21 protein-coding genes are annotated in these 22,769 nt (G+C 69.4%); 16 read left to right on the forward strand and 5 right to left on the reverse strand.

The genetic code is table 11. The features are described 5' to 3' along the window. Positions 1 to 61 precede the first annotated feature (61 nt). The 5 genes from thrS to pdxS all read left to right on the forward strand — a co-directional run bounded on the left by thrS (position 62) and on the right by pdxS (position 5,362). The gene (thrS, locus tag I6N91_RS10365) at positions 62 to 2,074 is read left to right on the forward strand and encodes a threonine--tRNA ligase (RefSeq protein ID WP_198812484.1); all 2,013 of its coding nucleotides are present in this window, start codon (positions 62 to 64) and stop codon (positions 2,072 to 2,074) included. After that, a complete protein-coding gene (locus I6N91_RS10370) occupies positions 2,074 to 2,703 on the forward strand; it encodes an HIT domain-containing protein (RefSeq protein WP_198812485.1) in 630 nt (209 codons plus the stop codon). Before thrS ends, I6N91_RS10370 begins: the two co-directional genes overlap by 1 nt. A 3-nt stretch (positions 2,704 to 2,706) precedes the next feature. Beyond that, a complete protein-coding gene (gene pgsA / locus I6N91_RS10375; protein WP_198812486.1) occupies positions 2,707 to 3,333 on the forward strand; it encodes a phosphatidylinositol phosphate synthase in 627 nt (208 codons plus the stop codon). 31 nt (positions 3,334 to 3,364) lie between these two features. Continuing rightward, positions 3,365 to 4,330: a diacylglycerol kinase family protein gene (locus tag I6N91_RS10380; protein ID WP_198812487.1), complete on the forward strand. Its 966-nt coding sequence runs from the start codon at positions 3,365 to 3,367 to the stop codon at positions 4,328 to 4,330. Positions 4,331 to 4,447: 117 nt separating this feature from the next. Beyond that, complete coding sequence (gene pdxS, locus I6N91_RS10385) at positions 4,448 to 5,362, forward strand: pyridoxal 5'-phosphate synthase lyase subunit PdxS (protein ID WP_120169118.1); 915 nt, start codon at positions 4,448 to 4,450, stop codon at positions 5,360 to 5,362. A gap of 86 nt (positions 5,363 to 5,448) precedes the next feature. On the opposite strand, the gene I6N91_RS10390 is transcribed toward pdxS, so the two are convergent. Continuing rightward, complete coding sequence (locus I6N91_RS10390) at positions 5,449 to 6,234, reverse strand: PRC and DUF2382 domain-containing protein (protein ID WP_198812488.1); 786 nt, start codon at positions 6,232 to 6,234, stop codon at positions 5,449 to 5,451. 244 nt (positions 6,235 to 6,478) lie between these two features. Between I6N91_RS10390 and I6N91_RS10395 the strand changes: the two genes are divergently transcribed. Further along, positions 6,479 to 7,102 (forward strand): hypothetical protein, encoded by a 624-nt coding sequence (locus tag I6N91_RS10395; protein WP_198812489.1) that lies wholly within the window; start codon positions 6,479 to 6,481, stop codon positions 7,100 to 7,102. 214 nt (positions 7,103 to 7,316) lie between these two features. Continuing rightward, positions 7,317 to 7,736, forward strand: a complete 420-nt coding sequence (locus I6N91_RS10400) for a PGPGW domain-containing protein (RefSeq protein WP_307843323.1) — start codon at positions 7,317 to 7,319, stop codon at positions 7,734 to 7,736. Between the two features lie 28 nt (positions 7,737 to 7,764). On the opposite strand, the gene I6N91_RS10405 is transcribed toward I6N91_RS10400, so the two are convergent. The 4 genes from I6N91_RS10405 to I6N91_RS10420 form a co-directional block, all read right to left on the reverse strand. Continuing rightward, positions 7,765 to 8,475: a GNAT family N-acetyltransferase gene (locus I6N91_RS10405; RefSeq protein ID WP_198812491.1), complete on the reverse strand. Its 711-nt coding sequence runs from the start codon at positions 8,473 to 8,475 to the stop codon at positions 7,765 to 7,767. Positions 8,476 to 8,481: 6 nt separating this feature from the next. Then, positions 8,482 to 10,491 carry a M3 family metallopeptidase gene (locus I6N91_RS10410; protein ID WP_198812492.1) on the reverse strand — a complete coding sequence of 670 codons (2,010 nt, stop codon included), beginning with the start codon at positions 10,489 to 10,491 and terminating at the stop codon, positions 8,482 to 8,484. A gap of 165 nt (positions 10,492 to 10,656) precedes the next feature. Next, entirely contained in the window at positions 10,657 to 11,379 is a 723-nt protein-coding gene (locus I6N91_RS10415) for a glutamine amidotransferase (protein WP_198812493.1), read from the reverse strand. Continuing rightward, a complete protein-coding gene (locus I6N91_RS10420; RefSeq protein ID WP_198812494.1) occupies positions 11,379 to 12,650 on the reverse strand; it encodes a Mur ligase family protein in 1,272 nt (423 codons plus the stop codon). The genes I6N91_RS10415 and I6N91_RS10420 overlap by 1 nt, the downstream gene beginning before the upstream one ends. An 84-nt stretch (positions 12,651 to 12,734) precedes the next feature. Between I6N91_RS10420 and pdxT the strand changes: the two genes are divergently transcribed. From pdxT to I6N91_RS10465, 9 genes are all read left to right on the forward strand, one after another. Continuing rightward, on the forward strand, positions 12,735 to 13,448 hold the full coding sequence (gene pdxT / locus I6N91_RS10425) for a pyridoxal 5'-phosphate synthase glutaminase subunit PdxT (RefSeq protein WP_198812495.1): 714 nt from the start codon (positions 12,735 to 12,737) through the stop codon (positions 13,446 to 13,448). Between the two features lie 2 nt (positions 13,449 to 13,450). Then, the gene (locus I6N91_RS10430) at positions 13,451 to 14,209 is read left to right on the forward strand and encodes a YebC/PmpR family DNA-binding transcriptional regulator (RefSeq protein ID WP_198812496.1); all 759 of its coding nucleotides are present in this window, start codon (positions 13,451 to 13,453) and stop codon (positions 14,207 to 14,209) included. Positions 14,210 to 14,242: 33 nt separating this feature from the next. After that, positions 14,243 to 14,821: a crossover junction endodeoxyribonuclease RuvC gene (ruvC, locus tag I6N91_RS10435; RefSeq protein ID WP_198812497.1), complete on the forward strand. Its 579-nt coding sequence runs from the start codon at positions 14,243 to 14,245 to the stop codon at positions 14,819 to 14,821. 160 nt (positions 14,822 to 14,981) lie between these two features. Continuing rightward, positions 14,982 to 15,605: a Holliday junction branch migration protein RuvA gene (gene ruvA, locus I6N91_RS10440; protein WP_198812498.1), complete on the forward strand. Its 624-nt coding sequence runs from the start codon at positions 14,982 to 14,984 to the stop codon at positions 15,603 to 15,605. Then, positions 15,605 to 16,714: a Holliday junction branch migration DNA helicase RuvB gene (gene ruvB / locus I6N91_RS10445; protein ID WP_198812499.1), complete on the forward strand. Its 1,110-nt coding sequence runs from the start codon at positions 15,605 to 15,607 to the stop codon at positions 16,712 to 16,714. Before ruvA ends, ruvB begins: the two co-directional genes overlap by 1 nt. 114 nt (positions 16,715 to 16,828) lie before the next feature. Continuing rightward, positions 16,829 to 17,305 (forward strand): preprotein translocase subunit YajC, encoded by a 477-nt coding sequence (gene yajC / locus I6N91_RS10450; RefSeq protein ID WP_198812500.1) that lies wholly within the window; start codon positions 16,829 to 16,831, stop codon positions 17,303 to 17,305. Between the two features lie 88 nt (positions 17,306 to 17,393). Then, positions 17,394 to 19,142, forward strand: coding sequence for a protein translocase subunit SecD (gene secD / locus I6N91_RS10455; RefSeq protein ID WP_198812501.1), 1,749 nt, complete (start codon positions 17,394 to 17,396; stop codon positions 19,140 to 19,142). Further along, a complete protein-coding gene (gene secF / locus I6N91_RS10460) occupies positions 19,139 to 20,137 on the forward strand; it encodes a protein translocase subunit SecF (RefSeq protein ID WP_198812502.1) in 999 nt (332 codons plus the stop codon). The genes secD and secF overlap by 4 nt, the downstream gene beginning before the upstream one ends. Before the next feature lie 110 nt (positions 20,138 to 20,247). Next, positions 20,248 to 22,758, forward strand: coding sequence for a bifunctional (p)ppGpp synthetase/guanosine-3',5'-bis(diphosphate) 3'-pyrophosphohydrolase (locus I6N91_RS10465; protein WP_233091727.1), 2,511 nt, complete (start codon positions 20,248 to 20,250; stop codon positions 22,756 to 22,758). Positions 22,759 to 22,769 lie beyond the last annotated feature (11 nt).

A 22,769-nucleotide genomic window follows, 5' to 3' on the forward strand; every position in this document is an offset into this window, starting at 1 on the left:
GTGCGCCGGCCCCGGACGCACGCCAGCCATAAGCTCGTACCACTTTCGCAAGGAGACCACTGTGTCAGCGCCCCTACCTATCACCCTCATCGTCGATGGCGAAGAGAACCAGGTGACCGCGGGCACGACCGGTGCCGACCTTTTTCGGGAACGTCGAGACGTCGTCGTGGTCCGGGTCGACGGTGAATTGAAGGACCTCGACCAGCCGCTGCCCGACGGCGCGCAGATCGAACCCGTGACGATGGAGTCGCCCGAGGGACTCCAGGTGCTGCGGCACTCCGCCACCCACGTGCTCGCCCAGGCGGTGCAGCAGCTGCGTCCCGGTGCCCGGCTCGGCATCGGGCCGTACATCACCGACGGCTTCTACTACGACTTCGACGTCGACGAGCCGTTCACCCCCGACGAGCTGAAGCAGCTCGAGAAGATGATGCAGAAGATCGTCAACGCGAACCAGCTCTTCGTGCGCCGCGAGGTGTCCGAGGACGAGGCGCGCCTGGCCATGGCCGATGAGCCCTACAAGCTCGAACTGATCGGGCTCAAGGGCGATGCCTCCGACGATGAGGGCGCCTCCGTGGAGGTCGGCGCCGGCGGGCTGTCGATCTACGGCAATGTCGACCGGAAGTCCGGCGACGTCATCTGGGAGGACCTGTGCCGCGGTCCCCACCTGCCCAACACCAAGCTGATCTCCAACGCCTTCGCGCTGACCCGCTCCGCGGCCGCGTACTGGCGCGGCAGCGAGAAGAACAAGCAGCTGCAGCGCATCTACGGCACCGCCTGGCCCACCAAGGAGGACCTGGTGGCCTACCGGGAGCGCCTGGCCGAGGCCGAGCGCCGCGACCACCGCCGCCTGGGCTCCGAGCTCGACCTCTTCTCCTTCCCGGACGAGCTCGGCTCGGGGCTGCCCGTGTTCCACCCCAAGGGCGGCGTCATCCGCAAGGCCATGGAGGACTACTCCCGGCAGCGTCACACCGAGGCCGGGTACGAGTTCGTCTACACCCCGCACATCACCAAGGGCCACCTCTACGAGGTGTCGGGGCACCTCGACTGGTACCGGGATGGCATGTTCCCCCCGATGCACGTTGACGCGGAGCTCAATGAGGACGGTTCGGTGCGCAAGCCCGGGCAGGACTACTACCTCAAGCCGATGAACTGCCCCATGCACAACCTGATCTACAAGTCCCGCGGGCGTTCCTACCGGGAGCTGCCGCTGCGGCTCTTCGAATTCGGTTCGGTGTACCGGTACGAGAAGTCAGGCGTCATCCACGGCCTCACCCGGGTCCGCGGCATGACCCAGGACGACGCCCACATCTACTGCACGCGCGAGCAGATGAAGGAGGAGCTGACCGGGACGCTGAACTTCGTCCTGGGACTCCTCAAGGACTACGGGCTCGATGACTTCTACCTTGAGCTCTCCACCCGGAACGAGGAAAAGTCCGTCGGCGCCGACGACATCTGGGAGGAAGCGACCCGCACCCTCGCCGAGGTGGCCGAGGAATCAGGCCTCGAGCTGGTTCCCGACCCCGGGGGAGCCGCGTTCTACGGCCCCAAGATCTCCGTCCAGGCCAAGGACGCCATCGGCCGCACCTGGCAGATGTCGACCATCCAGCTCGACTTCAACCTGCCCGAGCGCTTCGAGATGGAGTACCAGGCCGCCGACGGCACCCGCCAGCGCCCCGTGATGATCCACCGTGCCCTGTTCGGCTCGATCGAGCGGTTCATGGGCGTGCTCACCGAGCACTACGCGGGCGCCTTCCCGGCCTGGCTCGCGCCGGTGCAGGTCCTCGCCGTCCCCGTGGCGGAGGCCTTCAACGACTACCTGTACGACGTCGTCGACCGGCTCAAGGCCGAAGGAATCCGCGCCCAGGTGGACGCGGGCACGGACAGGTTCCCCAAGAAGATCCGTACGGCGAGCAAGGAGAAGGTGCCGTTCGTCCTGATCGCCGGTGGTGAGGACCAGGAGGCCGGCGCCGTCTCGTTCCGCTTCCGCGACGGAAGCCAGGAGAACCAGGTGCCCGTCGAGGATGCCGTGAAGCGCATCGTCGACGCGGTTCGGACCCGGGATAAGTCTCTCTGATGGAGCGGACCCCAGACGCCGGAGCGGACTACCCCGGGGATGCCGCGGCGACGGATGACTTCCAGCTCGCCGGCGTGCCCGATGCCTTCCAGCGCCTGTGGACCCCGCACCGCCTCGCCTACATCAAGGGCGGCCAGGACCAGGTCACCGGCGAGAACGACTGCCCGTTCTGTGTGGCCCCGACCCGCAGCGACGAGGAGTCCCTCATCGTCCACCGGGGCGAGCACTGCTATGTGGTGCTCAACCTTTACCCCTACAATCCCGGCCACCTCCTCGTGGTTCCCTACCGCCACCTTCCGGACTACACCGATATCGACGGGGCCGAGACGGCGGAGTTCGCCGACCTGACCCAGACGGCGATGCGGGTGCTCCGGACGGTGTCCAACCCCACCGGCTTCAATATCGGCATGAACCAGGGCCGCACCGGGGGCGCGGGCATCGCGGCACACCTGCACCAGCACGTCGTCCCGCGCTGGGGCGGGGACGGGAACTTCCTGCCGATCATCGCCCAGACCAAGGCGGTGACGCAGACCCTCGACGAGGTGCGCCGGCAGGTGGCCGCAGGCTGGCCCGACTCCGGTGCTGCCGCAGGTCTGCGGAATGCCAATGCTGCGGAAGGGCGTGCCTGAACCATGCTCAACAAGTACGCAAGGACCTTCTTCACGACCCTGTTCACCCCGCTGGCTGCGCTGCTGCTGCGGTGGGGGGTGAGCCCGGACGCCGTGACCATTGCCGGCACGGCGGGCGTCGCCGTCGGAGCGCTGGTCTTTTACCCGCAGGGTGAGCTCTTCTGGGGCACCCTGTTCATCACCGCTTTCGTCTTCTCCGACGTCATCGACGGCATCATGGCCCGGCTGCGGGGACCGGGCGGCCCCTGGGGGAGCTTTCTGGATTCCACCCTTGACCGGGTGGCCGACGGCGCAGTGTTCGCGGGCCTGGCCGTCTGGTACTTCACCGGCGGGGACTCCGCCCCGACGGCGGTCGCGGCCCTGCTGTGCCTCGTCCTCGGAATGCTCGTTTCCTACGCCCGGGCAAAGGCCGAGGCGCTCGGCTTCGACGCCAGCGTCGGCATCGCCGAACGCGCCGAGCGGCTCGTGTCGGTGCTCGTCACCGCAGGACTGACAGGGCTTGGCCTGCCGGGGGAGTTCCTCCTCGGCGTCCTGGTCCTGCTCGCCCTTGCGAGTATGGTCACCGTGTTCCAGCGGGTCGCCGCAGTGCGGCGCCAGTCGATGGACCCCCGCCCCGCCGGGCAGGGCTGAACCCGGTGCCCTCCAGCGGCCGGACCGCCTTGTGAGCGTGCCGCCGGCCCCCGCGCCCGCCCCGCTGCGGGCCCTGCTGATCGTCAACCCCACCTCCGGCCGCGGCCGGAGCCTGCGGTTCCGGGCCGGGGTCCGCAGCGCCCTGGCCGGGCAGGGCTACGACGTCGTGGAGCATGTCACCGAAGGACTGGCCGACGCCCGCGCGGCCGCCGCCACCGCCGGCCCGGACACCCTCATCGCCTCCCTCGGTGGTGACGGACTGCACGGGGCCGTCGCCGCCGGCATCCGCGGCACCTCGGCGGTGCTGCTGACCCTTGGCGGCGGGCGGGGCAACGACACGGTCCGCCGGCTGGGGCTGCCGGTCAACCCCGTCCGGGCCGTCCGCTCGATGTCGGCCCTGACGGTGCGCCCCCTCGATCTCGGCTGCGTGAACGGCGTCCCGTTCCTCGGCGTCGCCCACATCGGTTTCGACGGCCTCGCCGCGGAACTGGCCAACGCCGCCCGGGTCGGCCTGGGCCCCCTGAGCTACCTCGCCGGGGGAGTGCGGGCACTTCTCACCTGGAAGGGCGTCGGGTTTCACGTTGAGGTCGACGGCGACCGGGAGGACTTTGCCGGCTGGTTCGTCGCCGTCGGCAATGTCGGCCAGTACGGCGGCGGGATCCGCATCGCCCCCGACGCGGCCGCCGACGACGGCCTGCTCGACGTCGTCCGCCTGCGCGGCGGCGGCCGGGTCCGCCTCGCCTCCGTGTTCCTCCGCGCCTTCCGCGGCGCCCACCTCACCCAGCCGGGCGTCGCCTCCTCCCGGGGCCGGAGGGTCCGCCTGACCGCGGCGCCGGGCCTGAACGTCTACGCCGACGGGGAACTGGTCGGGCCCGTCCCCGCCGAGGTCACCCTGCTGCCCTCGGCCGTGCTGGTTCTGGTGCCGCGCTCCTCCCCGGCGCTGCGGGAAAACCAGGCGGCGGAGCCCGGCCGCCCGCGCGCCGGCGCGGGAGGGTAGCCCCCTTTCCGGCCGGGCGCCGCACCCGCGGAACGGCCCGGAACGGGCAGCGGTGCGGCGGCCCGTGCGGGCGTATTATGGGATGCGTTACCTTTTACCAATCTTTAGGGGCTTTCTGTGTCCACCGTTGACGACAATTCGACAACCGCCGCTTCGACCGGCGGCAGCCGCGTCAAGCGCGGAATGGCTGAAATGCTGAAGGGCGGCGTGATTATGGACGTCGTCACGCCGGAGCAGGCCCGGATCGCCGAAGATGCCGGCGCGGTGGCTGTCATGGCCCTCGAGCGGGTTCCGGCCGACATCCGCGCCCAGGGCGGGGTCTCGCGCATGAGCGATCCCGACATGATCGACGGCATCATCGACGCCGTGTCCATCCCGGTGATGGCCAAGGCCCGGATCGGGCACTTCGTCGAGGCGCAGGTGCTGCAGTCGCTCGGCGTCGACTACATCGACGAGTCCGAGGTGCTGACCCCGGCGGACTACTCCAACCACATCGACAAGTGGAAGTTCACGGTGCCCTTCGTCTGCGGCGCCACGAACCTGGGGGAGGCGCTGCGCCGCCTCAATGAGGGCGCGGCAATGATCCGCTCCAAGGGCGAGGCCGGCACCGGCGACGTCTCCAACGCGACGATGCACATGCGCAAGATCCGCTCGGAGATCGCCCGGCTCTCCTCAATGGCCGAGGACGAACTCTACGTCGCCGCCAAGGAACTGCAGGCGCCCTACGAGCTGGTCAAGGAGGTGGCCCGCGAGGGCCGCCTGCCGGTCGTGCTCTTCACCGCTGGCGGCATTGCGACCCCGGCCGACGCCGCCATGATGATGCAGCTCGGCGCCGACGGCGTGTTCGTCGGTTCGGGCATCTTCAAGGCAGGGAACCCCGCCGAGCGGGCCGCCGCCATCGTCAAGGCGACGACCTTCCACGACGACCCGGACATGGTCGCCAAGGTCTCCCGCGGCCTCGGCGAGGCCATGGTCGGCATCAACGTCGACGAGCTGCCGCAGCCGCACCGCCTCGCCGAGCGCGGCTGGTAGCAGCCCGCGCAGCAGACTCAAGGCACAAACGGAAGGGGCACCGCCACCAGGCGGTGCCCCTTCTTTCTTCCCCGGAGGGCCGGGAGTTAGTGCCGGCCGCGGCCGTGATCGCCGTCGGCCTCGATCTGCTCCTTGCGGACCTCCTCGTTGACCGTGTGCTGCTCGGTCACTGTCTCCTTATCGAGGCGGACGCGTTCCACCGGAACGGCTTCCTTCTCCACGACGGGCCGCTCCTCGTGCAGGACGACCTCGTGCTCCTCCTCGCTGATGGCCGGACCGGCCATTGCGGCACCGCGGTTGGCGTCGGTGATCGGCTCACGCTCGAGGCGGACCTCTTCACGCGACACCGGAACCGTCTGGGATACGTTCTCGGAGACGACGAACTTGCGCAGGCGCACCCGGCCCGCTTCGCGCGACTCGGTGCCCACGCGCAGCTGCTCCTCCGAACGGGTCATCGCCTCGTCGGTGGTGGGGCCGGAGGTGTCATGGCCGACGGCGTCACGGCCGGTGGTGCGGGTGGTGTCGTAGTCGACGCCGCGTGTCCCGTCGGAGCTGCCGTTGAGGCTGTAGTGCCGGTAGAGGCGGTCCTCCTCCTCGGGGCTCAGATGGCCGTCCTTCTCCACCTTGGGAGCGTCCTTGACGAGGTCCTTGCTGTACGGGACGCGGACGTCGTTGCCGTCTACGGATGCCGCTTGGAGCGGGACGAAGGACTCGGAGGTGCCGAACAGGCCGGTGTTGACCGAGACCCAGCTGGGCTGTCCGGTCTCGTCGTCGACATACAGCTGGCCGATCGAGCCGAGCTTGCCGCCGTCATCGGTGTACACGTTTCCGCGGCCGGCGGCCAGGTCATTCAGGTTTTCCTGGGTAATCATGTTTCTCCTTGGTGTTCACGAAGGTGTTCACGGGCTCCGCCGCGGTGGGCGGCGCCGTAGTGGAGGTCATGGGCACGAGGCCCCGGGCTGCTTGCACCGCCCACTCTAGGGGCCCCGGAAATAAATGGCAAGCGTGCTTACTACTAGCCGATCGAGCGATACGCTACTAGCGTTGAATCGGCGATGGGCACCCTGCGTGCCGGTCGGATCAACGCACACGCACCGCAGGTAGAAGGAGATTTTCGTGGCACAGCACAACACCTCCGGGTCGAGTACACCGAAGGGTAGGCGTGACGAGATCGTCGCCGAGGAGCGCCGGCAGTTCGGCGGAATGAAGTTCGGCTCGGCCTTCTTCGGCTGGATGACGGCCACAGGCATCGCGGTGGTCCTCACCGCACTTCTCGGCGCGGTCGGAGCAGGAGTGGGGGTCGCGAACAACGCCGACGCCGGACAGGTCGCCGACCAGGCCTCCCAGGACCTGCAGACGGTCGGCATCGTCAGCGGACTCGTGCTTGCCGCAATCCTTTTCACCGCCTATTTCTGCGGTGGGTATGTTGCCGGGCGCATGGCGCGCTTCGACGGCGCCAAGCAGGGCCTTGCGGTCTGGCTGTGGGCGATTGCCGTGGCCATTCTCCTCGCCATCCTCGGCGCCGTCGCCGGCAGCCAGTTCAACGTCCTCGGCAGCCTCAACGGCTTCCCCCGCATTCCCGTCAATGAGGGTGCGCTGACCACCGGCGGAATCATCGCTCTCGTCATCGCCGTCATTGTCCCGCTGATCGGGGCCGTGCTCGGCGGCAAGGCCGGGATGCGTTTCCACCGCAAGGTCGACCAGGTCGGCGCGAACTCTGCGGCCGGCCTGAACGTTTAACTGACACGGCCGGTGGGACCGGCGTGTCGATCCCACCGGCGCTTGTCCGGTCCGGCTGCCGCTCCCGCCTCCGCGCGGGAGCGGCAGCTTCGCCGGATCGGGCACATCCGCAGTCCGGTGCTGATCCGGTGCCGGCGCTGGAGCAGGCGAGTATTTTTGGAGGGTTCGCATGGCGCGGTTTGGAGGACGGACTCGACCCCGGGGGGCAAAACGTGTGGCCGGGCTGGTCGTGGGCTGGCTCCTCGTGGCCATTGGACTCGCGGCCCTCGTCCTTCCCGGCCCGGGCCTGCTGGCGCTCGTCGCCGGCCTCACCGTGCTCGCCCAGCAGTACGAATGGGCCCGCCGGTGGCTGCAGCCGGTCAAGACCCGGGCCTTCGCGGCCGCCGCCAAGGGCGTTCGAACCCGGCGCAACATCGCCCTCAGCTTCGCCGCCGCTTTGGTGCTGGCCCTCGTCGGCGTGCTCTGGTGCATTAAGCCGCCCGCACCCGGATGGTGGCCGCTCGAAGCGCAGTGGTGGCTGCCCGGCGGCTGGAGCGTCGGCTCGGGGCTGATCCTGTCGGCACTGCTCGCGGCGGCCTTCATCGTATACAGCATCCGGCGGTTCCGTCCCAGTGGTGCCGCGGATGCCGCCTAGGGGCGCCGCCCGTCCCGCCGTGCTGGGCTTAGAGTGCCATCCACAGGGTCTTGCCCCGGCCCACGAGGTCGAAACCCCGGGCCGCGAAGAACTCCGATCCCGAGGGCGCCGCATTGACCGCCAGATGCCGGGCCCCGGATGCGGCCGCCGCCTTGGCCGCGCGGCTCAGCAGCGCGGTGCCGAGGCCTCGGTGGCGGTACTCGGGCAGGACCTCGAGCGAGAAGATCCCGCCGAGGCCCCGTAGCCCCGGAACTCCGGAGGGGTAGAACGCGTAGGCCGCGCCGACGACGTTCCCGCCGACCCTTGTCTCGGCGTGCCAGGCCTGCCGTGGCTGGGACCGCACCACCCGCAGTTCCCGGGCCAGCGGCCCCAGATACTCAGGCACCTCCGTCGACAGTTCGGCGGCGCCATCCTCGTAGGCGGCCGGAACCCCGACCGGCGCGGCCATCCACCACGGCTGCCACCCCGGGGAGAACCCCAGGGACGACAGGGCGCTGCTGCGCACCGCGCCGTTCATCCAGACGCCCACGGTCTTCGCTCCCAGCCTGCTGCCCTCGGCGAGGCCCGGGCGGATGCCGGCCAGCGAAACCTCCTCCGGGAACAGGAGCAGAAGCTGCGACCGCGCCGGAAGCCACGCCCACGTACACCCGTGGGTGGAGAAGGTCTTCCCACCGGTGGCGGTGGCAAGTGCGGCGAACCAGGCGGTGTGCAGGCGCTGGACCTGGGCAATCGTGACCATCCGGGCTCAGGCCAGGCCCCGCCGCTTCAACAGCGGCTCAAGTTCGGCATCCCGGCCCCGGAAGTTGCGGAACGCCTGGAGCGGGTCGATGCTGTTGCCCCGCGAGAGCAGCTCGGTGCGGAAGGTGCCGCCGTTGGCGCGGGTGAGCCCTCCCGAGGACTTAAACCATTCGACGGTGTCGGCGTCGAGGACCTCGCTCCAGATGTAGGCGTAGTAGGCGGCGGCATAGCCGCCGGCGAAGATGTGCTTGAAATAGCCGGTCCGGTAACGCGGGGGAACCAGGGCGAAGTCGACGCCGGCCTCCGAAAGCGCCCGCTGCTCGAAGGCCGCAGGGTCCTCAACAGTGGTGCCGGGCGGCAGGGAATGCCAGGCGAGGTCGAGCAGGGTCGCCCCGAGGTACTCGGTGGTGGCGAAGCCTTCGCCCCACGTCGACGCCGCCGTGACGCGGTCAATGACCTCCTGCGGGAGGGCCTCTCCGGTCTCATGGTGGCGGGCGTAGTTCGCCACGACCTCGGGCCACAGCATCCACATCTCATTGACCTGCGAGGGGTATTCGACGAAGTCGCGCGGGACGCTGGTGCCCGAAAAGGTGGGGTAGGTAACGTTGGAGAACAGGCCGTGCAGTGCGTGGCCGAACTCATGGAAGGCTGTGACCACCTCGTCGAAGCTGAGCAGGGTCGGCTCCCCGGGCGGGGGCTTGGGGATGTTCAGGTTGTTCACCACGACCGCGCGGGTGCCCTGGAGCGCGGACTGGTCAACGAAGGAGTTCATCCAGGCGCCCCCGTTCTTCGTGTCGCGCGTGTAGTAGTCGCCGAGGAACAGGCCCAGGCCGGAGCCGTCCTCGTTGAAGACCTCCCACACGCGCACCTCGGGGTGGTAGCCGGTCAGGTCGGGGCGTTCGGTGAAGCGCAGCCCGTACAGCTGCCCGGCCGCGAAGAAGATGCCGTCCTTCAGGACGCGGTCCAGCTCGAAGTAGGGCCGCAGCGCGGCGAGGTCGACGTCGTACTTCGAGCGCCGGACCCGCTCCGAGTGGAAGGCCCAGTCCCACGGCTCCAGCGGGTGCCCGGCGTCGGCCTCGAGCTCGGCGGCCTCGGCCCGGGCGTTGCGCACGGCGGGGCCGGCCAGGGCGGCGAGGCGCTCCCGGATGGCTTCGAGCGAGGGTGCGGTCTGGTCGTCCGTGGCGGCCGCGGCGTACGTGTCGAAGCCCAGCAGGGCGGCGCGGTCCGCACGCAGGGCCGCCATGCGTGCGGCCAGGTCGAGGGTGTTGTCCGGGCCGTCACTGAAGCCGCGGTTCACCGACAGTTCATACAGCCGCCGGCGCACTCCGCGGTCGGTCAGCACCGCCATCGCCGGCTGGTTGGTCGGAAGGATCAGGGTGAGCAGGTATCTGCCGGGGTGGCCTGCCGCATCGGCGGCGGCCGCGGCGGCGGCGATGTCATCGGCCGGGAGGCCGTCGAGCTCGGCCGCGGTGTCGAGCAGGAGCGCGGAGGCATTGGTGTCTCGCAGCAGCCGCTGCTGGTACTCGGTCGAAAGTTCGGACAGTTCGGCGTTGAGCTCCCGCAGCCGGACCTGTGCGGCGTCGTCGAGCTCGGCGCCCGCAGCCGTGAACCGCCGACGGTACTCGGTCAGCAGCCGGGCCGGTTCGGCGTCGAGGCCGTCCGCGGGGACCGCCTTGAGTCGCTCGAAGAGGGCGCGGTTGAGGTGGATATTGTCCGAGTGCTCGGCAAGGCGCGGCGCGATGCGCGTCTCGATCTCCTGGATGGCGGCCGTGGAGTCGGCCGAGGAACGGTTGTGGAACGCGGCGGCCACCCGCTGCAGGACCTGCCCCGAACGCTCAAGGGCGGTGATGGTGTTCTCGAAGTCCGCTGCCTCCGGGTTGGCGGTGATGGCCTCGATCTCGGCAAGCTGCTCTGCGAACCCCGCCTCGAAGGCCGGCAGGTAGTGCCCGTCCTCGATGCGGTCGAAGGGCGGCAGCTGGTAGGGGAGCGTGCTCGGCTCGAGGAAGGGGTTGCTCATAAGCGTTAACTTTTGCATGCCGCGGCGCCGGCGGGGAACTGGTTCCCCTCCGGTTCCCGTACCGGCCGGTTCGGGTACCGGATGACCTGCCCGGATGACCAGCCCGGACGACCCCGCTGAATGATTGCGCGGGTTGGCCCGGACGGAGGTCAGCGCGGACTGGAGTCAGCGCGGGCGGCTGCCCGCGTGGCGCCGGGCGAGGTCGGCGAGGGTGTCGTCAACCTCGCCTGGCTCGAAGGTCCCGTACTTCCGCTCGACCGCGGTCCGGATGAGGAAGTCCGCGATCGCCGGGTTCTTCGGGAGCAGCGAGCCGTGGAGGTAGCTGGCCACCACGTTGTGGTGGCGCGCGCCCTCATGGTTGTCGCGGGCGTTGTTGCCCTCGCCCTTGGTGACGGTGGCCAGCGGCGTCACTCCGGCGCCCAGGAAGGTCTGCCCGCTGTGGTTTTCGTACCCGTGGATCTCGCCGAACTCCCCGCTGGTGGCGACGACGTTGCCGATGAGGCGTTCCTTTCCACCGTGGGTCTCCAGGTCGAGCACCCCGATGCCCGGGATCACAGTGCCGTCGACGGTCCGAAAGAACCTGCCGAACAGCTGGTAGAGCCCGCAGATGGCGAGCATGGGCTGTCCGTCCTCGGCCAGCCCTCGCAGGCGGGGCCCGATGGCCTGGAGGTCCTGCTGTATCACCAGCTGGCCGCTGTCCTGACCGCCGCCGCCGACGATCAGGTCGGCGTCGTCGGGGAAGCTGTCACCGGCGTTGTGTTCGGAGATGACGGCGTCGTACCCGTGCCAGGCCAGGCGCTGCTTGAGCACCAGGACGTTGCCCCAGTCGCCGTAGATGTTCATCTCGCGGGGGTACAGCTGAAGGATGGAAATCGTGCCCTTGGACATCAGGAAACCACCTCGACGGTCGTGATCTTGGACAGTTCGCGCCGCACGGCGAGCATCGCGGTGTAGGTGCAGAAGATGCGCTTGGGCTGGCCCGGGCTGCCGGCGACGAACGCCTTGAGCGCCGCCGGGATCTCGGGCTCGATGCCGCGGACTTCGACGTCGTCGTATTTCAGGCGCAGCGCCATGTCGTAGGCGCGCACCCCGGTGACGAGGTCGACGCCGGCGGCGCGCAGCGAGTCGAAGTCAACGTCCCACAGCCACGACATGTCGCGGCCGTCCGCGTAGTTGTCGTTGATCGCGATCAGGGTGGCGTGGCCGGCCGGATCGAAGGACTTCAGTCCGAGCCGGAAGCCGCTGGGGTTCTTCACGAGCACCAGTTCGAGGGGCTGGCCGTCGACGGTGACGCTCTCGCCGCGCCCGAAGGCCGGTTCGACGGCCGACAGCGAGGCGAACAGTGCGTCGTCGTCGGCGGCCCCGCCGAGTGCGGTGCGGGCCGCGGCCAGGGCGGCGGCCGCATTGAAGATGTTGTAGACCCCGCGCAGGCGCAGGTCGGCCGGTACCGATTTCCCGCCGACGCCGAACACCGCGCCGTTGCCTTCGACCTGCTCCAGCACGACGTCGGCGGGGAGGTCCGACGGCGCCGGAACGCCGGTGGCGCCCCGGAGTTCGTCGTCGTTCGGGAAGGTGCTGCGCAGCGAGGGGTCGAGGCCGAAGTAGACGACGCCGGCGTCCCGCACCGTCGGCGCGAGGCCGGCCACGCGCGGGTCCTCGCGGTTGAGGATCACCGTTCCGGTGGTGGCGGCGGCGATCTTGCCCAGCAGGCGGGTGGTCGCGTCGATCTCGCCGAACCGGTCGAGCTGGTCCCTCAGGACGTTCAGCAGCAGGGAGTACTTCGGGCGGACAAGGTTCACGAAGTGCACGGCGTGGGCCTCGTCGAGTTCAAGCACGGCGATGTCCGCGTTGAGGCGTCCGCGCCAGTCCACCTCGCCCAGCAGGGCCGCGGCGACGCCCCGGGTGAAGTTGCTGCCGGTCCGGTTCGTGAAAACCCGAAGGCCCTGCCCCTCGAGCAGCTCGACGACCATCTTGGTGGTGGTGGTCTTGCCGTTGGTGCCGCTGACCACCATCACGCCGTGCTCAAGGGTGGACAGGGCCCGGCCCATGAAACCCGGGTCGAGGCGTTCCACCACAAGGCCCGGCAGCGCGGACCCGCCGCCGCGCAGCCTCGACGCGCGGCGCACCGCTTTTCCAACCAGCACGCTCAGGGGATTCATGCCTTTAAACCTAGCGCAAGCACCGGCGGGAACCGGTCAGCCGGCCCGCACCCGGCGTGGAAACGGACAACCTAGAATTGGACCATGGCCTCTTCCTCACCTTCGCCCTCCTCCGGCGTGCGCATCGGCGTGCTGGCCGTCCAGGGGGACGTGCGCGAACACATCCGGACCATCGAAGCCCTCGGCGGCACCGCCACCGCCGTCCGGCGGCCCTCCGAGCTCGAGGGGATCGACGGGATCATCATCCCCGGCGGCGAATCCACGACGATCGACAAGCTCACCCGGGCCTTCGACCTCGCGGAACCGCTGCGCGCGCTGCTGAAATGCGGGCTGCCGGCCTACGGTTCCTGCGCCGGCATGATTATGCTCGCCGACGTCATCGCCGACCCCTCAACGGACCGCCAGGGCAACCCGCAGCAGACCCTTGGGGGACTGGACATCGTGGTGCGGCGCAACGCCTTCGGCCGCCAGCGCGAATCCTTCGAGACCGACCTCGCCTTCACCGGGCTCGCCGACACCGCCGGCACCGGCGGGGAGGACCCGGTGCGGGCCGTCTTCATCCGCGCACCCTGGGTGGAGAAGGTCGGGCCCTCGGTGGAGGTCCTCGCCGAGGTGCCGGCGCCCGAGACGCCCCCGCCCGGCGGGTCCGACCACGACGGCCCGGATAAGTCCGGGACGGTCGCTAGAATTGTGGCAGTGCGGTCGGGCAACCTACTCGCGACGAGTTTCCATCCGGAAGTCACCGGCGAGCGGCGGGTCCACGAATTGTTTATTCGAATGATCAGAGGAGAAGCGTAGGCATGTCGGGGCACTCTAAGTGGGCTACAACCAAACATAAGAAGGCCGCGATCGACGCCAAGCGCGCGAAGTCCTTCGCCAAGCTGATCAAGAACATCGAGGTGGCGGCGCGGGCCGGAGGGGCGGACCTCGCCGGCAACCCGGGCCTTGAGCTCGCGGTGTCCAAGGCGAAGAAGACCTCGGTCCCCATCGACAACATCAACCGCGCCGTCAAGCGCGGCGCCGGGCTCCTCGGCGACGCCGTCGACTACCAGACCATCATGTACGAGGCGCGCGGACCCCAGGGCTCGGCCCTGCTCATCGAGTGCCTCACCGACAACAAGAACCGGGCCGCCTCCGAGGTCCGCCTCGGCATCACCCGCAACGGCGGCAGCGTCGCCGACCCGGGGTCGGTCGCCTACCTGTTCACCCGCAAGGGCGTCGTCACCCTGCCCAAGAACGGCCTGTCCGAGGACGACGTCCTGATGGCGGTCCTCGACGCCGGCGCCGAGGAGGTCAAGGAGTCCGCCGACACCTTCGAGGTGATCTCCGAGCCCCAGGACCTGCGGGCCGTGGTGGCCGCGCTCGAGGAGAACGGCATCGAATACGACACCGACGAGGCCGAATTCGTCCCCTCGATGCAGGTTCAGCTCGACGTCGACGGCGCGAAGAAGTTCCTCAAGCTCGTTGACGCCCTCGAAGAGCTCGACGACGTGCAGAACGTGTACTCCAACGCCGACCTCTCCGAAGAGGTCCTCGCCGAACTCGAGACCGACGATTAGCACCGTCCGGGCGGGCCTGCGGGACGGTGCACCGTGACGATCCGCGTCATGGGCATCGACCCGGGGCTGACCCGGTGCGGCCTCGCCGTCGTCGACGTTGAACCGAACCGGCACTCGACCTTGGTCGCCGTCGGCGTGGTCGGCACGGAGGCCGGACGCAGCCTCGACCAGCGGCTGCTGGTCATCGCCGAGGCCGTCGATGAGTGGCTCGACCTCCACTCCCCGCACGTGCTCGCCGTCGAACGGGTCTTCAGCCAGCTCAATGTCAGCACCGTGATGGGAACCGCCCAGGCCTCCGGGGTGGTCATCGCCGCCGCGGCCCGGCGCGGAATCCCCGTCGCGCTGCACACTCCCACCGAGGTCAAGGCCGCGGTGACCGGCAACGGGCAGTCCGACAAGGTGGCCGTCACCAAGATGGTCACCAAGATCCTGCGGCTCGACGCCCCGCCGCGGCCGGCCGACGCCGCCGACGCCCTGGCCCTGGCCATCACCCACGCCTGGCGCAGGGGAGTGGGCCTGCAGGGGGCGGCCGCCGCCACCGGTGCGGGAGCGGCCACGCCTGCCCAGCGCATGTGGGCCGAGGCCGAGGCGAGGGCCCGGCGCAGCAGGTGACGATCCCGAGTTCGATCCCGGCGACAGGACTGCGCGGCGGGCGCGGCACGCCGGAGTGGCGTTCGGCGGCGCCGGACGGGGGAGAGTACCGTAATAGAAAGTATGTTCGGACGTTGGTTCGGGCGCGTCCATCCTCCACCGTTCTTTGGAGCCTCTCGAAATGATCAGTTCCCTCCGCGGCACCGTCGCCCACGTCGGCCTGCAGTCGGCCGTGCTCGACGTCAACGGTTTCGGCATGCAGGTCCAGGCGACGCCGCAGACCCTGGCGAACCTCCGGGTCGGCGGCGAGGCCCAGGTCTTCACCACCATGGTCGTGCGGGAAGACTCGATGACCCTGTTCGGCTTCGAAGACGCCGAGCAGCGCGAGGTGTTCGACACCCTGCTGGCCATCAGCGGCGTCGGGCCGCGGCTCGCCCTGGCCGTGCTCGCCGTCCACGCCCCGGAGGCGATCCGCATCGCCGCCTCATCCGGGGACGACAAGGCCTTCAGCAAGGTGCCCGGCATCGGGCCCAAGGGCGCGCGTCGGATCGTGCTCGAACTCGCCGGGAAGCTGGTGCCGCTGGAGGCTCCGGGCGTTCCGAGGAACACCTGGCAGGGCCAGGTGCTCACAGCGATGATGGGCCTCGGCTGGTCGGAAAAGGACGCCGGATCAGCCATCGACGCTGCAGTCGCCGACGCGCCGGAGATCGCTGCCACCGGAGATGTTGGCCAGATCCTCAAGCTCACGCTGCGCAGGCTAGGCCAGGACGGCGCCCGCAGCTCGGCCCGCGCGAAGACCCTCTGATGAGCCCCGCCCAGCAGCCCGAGGAAGCACCCCTCGTTTCCGCCGGTTCCGATCCCGAGGACCGGGCCGTCGAGGCCGCCCTGCGGCCGAAGAACCTCGACGACTTCGTAGGCCAGAAACGCGTGCGCCGGCAGCTGTCGCTCGTGCTCGAGGCCTCTCGGCTCCGGGGCCGCAGCGCCGACCACGTGCTGCTCTCCGGCCCGCCCGGGCTGGGCAAGACGACCCTCGCCATGATCATCGCCGCCGAGATGAACGCGCCGCTGCGCATCTCCTCCGGCCCGGCGATCCAGCACGCCGGCGACCTTGCCGCGATCCTTTCCTCCCTCACCGAGGGCGAGGTGCTGTTCCTCGACGAGATCCACCGCATGTCCCGTCCTGCCGAGGAGATGCTCTACATGGCGATGGAGGACTTCCGCGTCGACATCGTCGTCGGCAAGGGCCCCGGTGCCACGGCCATCCCGCTCGACCTTCCCCCCTTCACCCTCGTCGGGGCCACCACCCGGGCCGGGCTGCTGCCCGGGCCGCTGCGCGACCGCTTCGGCTTCACCGGCCACCTCGAGTTCTACTCCACCGAGGAACTTGAACTGGTGCTGCGCCGCTCGGCGATGCTCATGGACATGAAGGTCAACTCCGCCGCCTTCGCCGAGATCGCCGGCCGCTCCCGCGGCACACCGCGTATCGCCAACCGCCTGCTGCGCCGGGTGCGCGACTGGGCGCTCGTCCACGGCATCGACCTGATCGACGCCGGCAGCGCCGGGGCGGCCCTCGACATGTACGAAGTCGACGAAAAGGGCCTGGACCGGCTCGACCGCTCCGTGCTGACCGCCCTGATCACCAAGTTCAACGGCGGACCGGTGGGCCTTTCCACGTTGGCGATCGCCGTCGGGGAGGAACCCGAAACCGTCGAAACCGTCGCCGAACCGTACCTGGTGCGCGAGGGGATGCTCGGGCGCACACCGCGCGGCAGGATCGCCACCGCCGCGGCCTGGCACCACCTCGGGCTCGTCATGCCGGCATCCGTTGCTGCGACGATGCCCGAGGACCTCTTCACCGCCGCGCAGGAGGAGGAGGTTCCCGGCGGTGACCCGGCCGAGGACTGGATGACGTGACCCCGCCTGACCGGCCGGGGGCCTGTTTCCCTTTACACTTGGAGGACACGCGGCGTGAGCCGGCTTTATCTGCGCCGGCTGTGCCGCTCCAAGTCATAGGAACGGAACTTTTCTGTGTTCGCAAACGTAGTAGCCTCGACCGCCGCCGAAACCGGTAACGCCGCCGGTGGAGGGTTCGATATCTTCAACCTGATCCTGCCGCTCGCGCTGGCGTTTCTGATTTTCTCCATGTTCCGCCGGCAGCGCAAGGCCAAGCAGCAGGTCACCGAGATGCGTTCGCAGATGGAGCCCGGCGCCGAGGTGATGACCCAGTTCGGCCTCTTCGGGACCATCGTGTCGATCGACCAGGAGAACAACAAGGCCGTCATCGAACTCTCCCCGGGCAACACCGCCACCGTGCACACCCAGGCCCTGAGCAAGGTCGTGAAGCAGGAGCCGGCAGGGGACCTCGATGACGAGCCCTCGGTCGCCGCGCCGGACACCATCTCCACGACCGGGACCGCCGGCGCCGCGGGAAGCACCGCCGCCGAAACCCCCGAGGAAACCGTGGCGCGGCTGAACCGCGAGAACAACAGGAACAACGACAACTAGCATGCGGTCCCGGCCCCGGGCAGCCCCGGCGGCCGGGTCCCACCGGCACGGCGCGGATACCGCGCTCCACTCCTAAGGACAATCGACAATGCCACGTACCGGCCCCGGCACGGCAGCCAAACGAACCCTCGTCTGGCTGGGCGTACTTCTTGCTCTGCTCGCCGCGCTGCTGGGCGCCGGCTCCGTCTGGAGCAACGCAAGCTGGACCCCGAAGCTCGCCCTCGACCTCGAGGGCGGCACGCAGTTGATCCTCTCGCCCAAGCTCCAGGGCGGCGGCTCCGAGATCAGCCCCGAACAGCTGGACCAGGCGGTCGAGATCATCCGCCAGCGGGTCGACGGCAGCGGCGTGGCTGAAGCCGAAATCTCCACCCAGTCCGGCCGGAACGTCATCGTCTCCCTCCCGGGGACCCCCGACTCTGAGACCCGTGAGCTGATCCGGGCCTCGGCGCAGCTTGAATTCCGCCCCGTGCTCGCGGGCGGACCGGGCCAGGCGCCCGCCGCGGAGACCCCCACGCCCGCAGACCAGCTGCCCAAGCCCACGGCGGATCCCACCAACGCCAGCGACCCCAACTGGATCACCCCGGAAATTTTCACCGCGTTCGAGACCCTTGACTGCCTCGACCCCGCCGCGCTCGAGCCGAGGACCGAACCGGCCCCCGCCGACCAGCCCATGGTCGCGTGCGAGCCCGAAACCCAGGGCAAGTACATCCTGGGTCCCGTCGAGGTGCCCGGCACCGACATCGACGGCGCGACCCACGGGCTGGCCCGCGGCCAGCAGGGACAGTCCCTCAACAGCTGGGTCGTCAACATCGACTTCAACGACGACGCCACGAAGGTCTTCCGCGAGGTCACCGAGCGGCTCTTCGCCATCGGCCAGGGCGACCCGCGCAACCAGTTCGCCATCGTCCTCGACGGCCGGATCGTCTCCGCCCCGACGACGAACGCCGTGATCCCCGACGGCAACCCGAGCATCAGCGGCAGCTTCACCGAGGAATCGGCCGCCACCCTCGCCGAGCAGCTGAAGTACGGCGCCCTGCCGATCAGTTTCGAGATCCAAAGCGAGCAGCAGATTTCCGCGACCCTCGGCGCCGACCAGCTGCGCCTTGGCCTCATCGCGGGCCTGATCGGCCTGGCACTGGTCGCCGTCTACTCGATGTTCCAGTACCGCATGCTCGGCCTGGTCACCATCGCCTCGCTCGTCGTGGCCGGCGTCCTGACCTACCTGGCCATCGCCATCCTGGGCTGGACCGAGAACTACCGGCTGTCCCTGGCCGGTGTGGCGGGCCTGATCGTGGCCATCGGGCAGACCGCAGACTCCTTCATCGTCTACTTCGAGCGGATCCGCGACGAACTGCGGGACGGCAGGGGTATGGTCTCCGCCGTGGAGAACGGGTGGCGCCGCGCCAAGCGGACGGTGCTCGCCTCCAAGGCGGTCAACCTCCTCGCCGCCCTTGTCCTCTACTTCGTGGCCGTCGGCAACGTCCGCGGCTTCGCCTTCACCCTGGGCCTGACGGCCATCGCGGACCTCGTCGTCGTCTTCCTGTTCACCCACCCGGTCCTGCGCCTGCTGGCCCGCACCCGCTTCTTCGGCGAGGGCCACAAGTGGTCCGGGCTGGACCCGGAACGCCTGGGAGTGGCGCCGCTCTACCGCGGGGCCGGACGCTTCCGCAGCCCCGCCGAGACGGCCGCCCGGCCGGCCGTGGCAGCCAAGTCGAAGAACAAGGCGGCCGCCGGCGAGGCGGAACGCCGCATGACCATTGCCGAGCGTCGCATCGCGGAGCAGCAGAAGGCACTGGCCGGACGCGGCCCCGCCGAAGAGAAAGAAGAAAACCGATGAAGCGCAGCAGCTTCGCCGACTTCGGTAACGAGCTCTATTCCGGCAAGCGGTCCTACCCCTTCGTCGCCAAGCGGAACCTCTGGTTCATCATCGCCGCAGCCGCCGTGCTTCTCTCGCTGATCATCCCGGTGGTCAAGGGCGGCTTCAACCTGGGAATCGACTTCCGCGGCGGCTCCGAGTTCACCGTCTCCGACACGGCCAACACCGACGTCGCAGTGGGGGAGAAGGCCGTCACCGACGTCGTGCCGGAGGCCGTCCCGCGGGTCACCAACATCGCGGCCGAGACCATCCGCGTCCAGACCGAGCGGCTCAGCGACGACCAGACGCTGAGCGTGCGCGACAACCTCGTCGAGGCCTACGGCGTCGGGCCCGAACAGGTGACCTCGAGCTTCGTCGGACCCACCTGGGGCGAGGATGTCAGCCGGCAGGCTCTGATCGGCCTGGTGGTGTTCGTCCTGCTGGCCGCCGTGCTCATGGCCCTGTACTTCCGCACCTGGAAGATGTCGCTGGCCGCCATGAGCGCACTGGTGGTCGTCATGGTCGTGACCGCCGGGCTGTACTCGCTCAGCGACTTCGAGGTGACCCCCTCGGCGATCATCGGCTTCCTCACCATCCTCAGCTACGCCCTGTACGACACGGTGGTGGTGTTCGATAAGATCCGGGAGAACACGGCGGAACTCTCCGTGACCTCCAAGCGCAGCTTCGCCGAGCAGGTGAACCTCGCGGTCAACCAGACGCTGGTGCGCTCCATCAACACCTCGGTCGTGGCGGTGCTGCCGGTCGCGTCCATCCTGTTCATCGGCGCCTACCTCCTCGGCGCCGGAACGCTTCGGGACCTGTCCCTGGCGCTGTTCATCGGCATCATCCTCGGCACCCTGAGCACCATCTTCATTGCCGCGCCGATGTACGCGTGGCTGCGCCTGAATGAGCCGGAGATCAAGGAGCAGGAAAAGAAGGTCCGCCAGCGGCGGGCCCTCGAGGCCGCAAACGCCTGATCCGGAGGTGCCGGCCGTGCAGCTCCTGCGCCGCCGGCACCGCTAGACTTAACGGTGTGCACTCCCGAAGGGCATGAGAGGTAGCCGACGCGCTGAGGATAAGGGCTCAAATGGCTGAAGCGGTAACACCCGCAGAGCGGTCCACCACCGGCCGGACACCACCGCCGGCCGCTCCGCCGCGTCCAGTCCCCGGCCCGCCGCCCGCCGCTCCGGCCGCCGGTCCGAACTGGAGCGCGGCGCCGGTCGTGCCGACGGCCGCCCCGGTCGCTCCGGGCACTCCGGCAGCCGCCCCGGTCGGTCCGGCAGCCGCCCCGGTCGGTCCGGCAGCCGCGCCGGCCGCGCCGTCCCGCCTGCCCGGGTCCGAACCGCCCACCCCCGGCCGCCGCGGGCGCACCCGTGCCCGCATCGCCCGGCTGACCGGACGCGGCTCGAGCGGCTACTCGCCGGTACTGGAGCCGCTGCTGCGCACGGTCCGGGCCAACAACCCCAAAGAGGACCTGGACCTCATCCAGCGCGCCTACCTCGTCGCCGAGCGCAGCCACGAAGGCCAGATGCGCAAGAGCGGCGACCCGTACATCACCCACCCCGTGGCGGTCGCGACGATCCTGGCCGAGCTCGGCATGTCGGGGACCACCCTGGCCGCGGCGCTGCTGCACGACACCGTCGAGGACACCGCCTACACCCTCGATGAGCTGCGCCGGGACTTCGGCGCCGAGGTCGCCATGCTCGTCGACGGCGTCACCAAGCTGGACAAGGTCTCCTTCGGCGACGCGGCGCAGGCCGAAACGGTGCGCAAGATGGTCGTGGCCATGGCCAAGGACATCCGGGTGCTCGTCATCAAGCTTGCCGACCGGCTCCACAACGCCCGCACCTGGCGCTTCGTCTCACCCGAATCCTCGGCCCGGAAGGCCCGGGAAACCCTCGAGATCTTCGCCCCGCTGGCCCACCGGCTCGGCATGAACACCATCAAGTGGGAGCTCGAGGACCTTTCCTTCGCCGCACTCCACCCGAAGGTGTACGAGGAGATCGTGAGGATGGTCGGGGACCGCACCCCCGAGCGCGAGAAGCACCTGAACCTGATCCGCGACCAGATCGATGAAGACCTGCGCGCGGTGAAGATCAAGGCCACCATCACCGGCAGGCCCAAGCACTACTACTCGATCTACCAGAAGATGATCGTCCGGGGTAAGGACTTCGACGACATCCATGACCTCATGGGCGTCCGTGTCCTCGTGGACAGCGTCCGCGACTGCTACGCCACCCTCGGCTCGCTGCATTCGCGCTGGAACCCGCTGCCCGGCAGGTTCAAGGACTACATCGCGATGCCGAAGTTCAACATGTACCAGTCCCTCCACACCACGGTGATCGGCCCCGGCGGCAAGCCCGTCGAGATTCAGATCCGCACGCACGACATGCACCGGCGGGCCGAGTACGGTGTGGCGGCGCACTGGAAGTACAAGAACGGGGCAGGCAAGGCCGCCGAGGCCCCCGACAGCGGAGACCTCGGGTGGCTGCGGAGCCTCGTTGACTGGCAGCAGGAGACGGCCGATCCCAACGAGTTCCTCGACTCGCTGCGCTTCGAGATCAACGCCCGCGAGGTGTTCGTCTTCACCCCCAAGGGCGAGGTCATGGCCCTGCCGGCCGGCTCGACCCCCGTCGACTTCGCCTACGCCGTGCACACCGAGGTGGGGCACCGGACGATCGGCGCCCGCGTCAACGGCAAGCTGGTGCCGCTGAACAGCGAACTGAACCACGGCGACTGGGTCGAGATTTTCACCTCCAAGGCCGAGGGGGCCGGGCCGAGCCAGGACTGGCAGGGTTTCGTCAAGAGCCCGCGGGCCCGGAACAAGATCCGGCAGTGGTTCACGAAGGAGCGCCGCGAGGAGGCCATCGACAAGGGCAAGGACCTGCTCACCCGCGCCATGCGCAAGCAGAATCTGCCCCTGCAGCGGATGATGACCCATACCGCGCTGCTCTCCGTGGCCCAGGAACTCCACCACCAGGACATCGCCGCCCTGTACGCAGCGGTCGGCGACGGGCACACCTCCGCGCAGAACGTCATCGAGCACCTCGTGGCGCTCATGGGCGGCCATCAGGAGGCCGAGGAGGACCTGGCCGAGCCCGCGGTCGCCAGCCAGCCGCGCCGGCCCAAGTTCTCCGACTCCGGGGTGACGGTGCGCGGCGTCGGCGACGTCTGGGTGAAGCTCGCCCGGTGCTGCACGCCGGTTCCCCCCGATCCGATCATCGGGTTCGTCACCCGCGGCTCAGGGGTGTCGGTGCACCGGTCGGACTGCCGGAACGTCCAGGAGCTGCGGGACCAGCCGGACCGGATTGTGCCGGTCGAGTGGGCGCCGACCCAGTCAAGCGTGTTCCTCGTGGAGATCCAGGTGGAGGCGCTGGACCGGAAGAGCCTGCTCTCCGATGTGACCCGGGTGCTGTCGGAAAACCAGGTCAACATCCTCGCCGCGAGCGTCAACACCTCCTCGGACCGGGTGGCCATGTCGAAGTTCGCCTTCGAGATGGGCGACCCGAAGTACCTCAACCACGTGCTGGCCGCCGTGCGGCGGATCGATGGCGTGTTCGACGTCTACCGGACGACCGGCTCGCAGCGGCGCACCTAGGACGGCCTGCC

It is taken from the genome of Arthrobacter sp. MSA 4-2 (assembly GCF_016405885.1).
Lineage (GTDB): Bacteria > Actinomycetota > Actinomycetes > Actinomycetales > Micrococcaceae > Arthrobacter_D.

What these genes read in the sequence shown, in the direction of transcription:
- ruvA (WP_198812498.1), top strand. Translation starts at nt 14,982, where the DNA reads ATGATCAGTTCCCTCCGCGGCACCGTCGCCCACGTCGGCCTGCAGTCG.
- I6N91_RS10390 (WP_198812488.1), bottom strand. Translation starts at nt 6,234, where the DNA reads ATGATTACCCAGGAAAACCTGAATGACCTGGCCGCCGGCCGCGGAAAC.
- pdxT (WP_198812495.1), top strand. Translation starts at nt 12,735, where the DNA reads ATGGCCTCTTCCTCACCTTCGCCCTCCTCCGGCGTGCGCATCGGCGTG.
- secD (WP_198812501.1), top strand. Translation starts at nt 17,394, where the DNA reads ATGCCACGTACCGGCCCCGGCACGGCAGCCAAACGAACCCTCGTCTGG.
- secF (WP_198812502.1), top strand. Translation starts at nt 19,139, where the DNA reads ATGAAGCGCAGCAGCTTCGCCGACTTCGGTAACGAGCTCTATTCCGGC.
- I6N91_RS10420 (WP_198812494.1), bottom strand. Translation starts at nt 12,650, where the DNA reads ATGAATCCCCTGAGCGTGCTGGTTGGAAAAGCGGTGCGCCGCGCGTCG.
- ruvB (WP_198812499.1), top strand. Translation starts at nt 15,605, where the DNA reads ATGAGCCCCGCCCAGCAGCCCGAGGAAGCACCCCTCGTTTCCGCCGGT.
- I6N91_RS10430 (WP_198812496.1), top strand. Translation starts at nt 13,451, where the DNA reads ATGTCGGGGCACTCTAAGTGGGCTACAACCAAACATAAGAAGGCCGCG.
- I6N91_RS10465 (WP_233091727.1), top strand. Translation starts at nt 20,248, where the DNA reads ATGGCTGAAGCGGTAACACCCGCAGAGCGGTCCACCACCGGCCGGACA.
- I6N91_RS10415 (WP_198812493.1), bottom strand. Translation starts at nt 11,379, where the DNA reads ATGTCCAAGGGCACGATTTCCATCCTTCAGCTGTACCCCCGCGAGATG.
- I6N91_RS10405 (WP_198812491.1), bottom strand. Translation starts at nt 8,475, where the DNA reads ATGGTCACGATTGCCCAGGTCCAGCGCCTGCACACCGCCTGGTTCGCC.
- I6N91_RS10370 (WP_198812485.1), top strand. Translation starts at nt 2,074, where the DNA reads ATGGAGCGGACCCCAGACGCCGGAGCGGACTACCCCGGGGATGCCGCG.
- pgsA (WP_198812486.1), top strand. Translation starts at nt 2,707, where the DNA reads ATGCTCAACAAGTACGCAAGGACCTTCTTCACGACCCTGTTCACCCCG.
- I6N91_RS10410 (WP_198812492.1), bottom strand. Translation starts at nt 10,491, where the DNA reads ATGAGCAACCCCTTCCTCGAGCCGAGCACGCTCCCCTACCAGCTGCCG.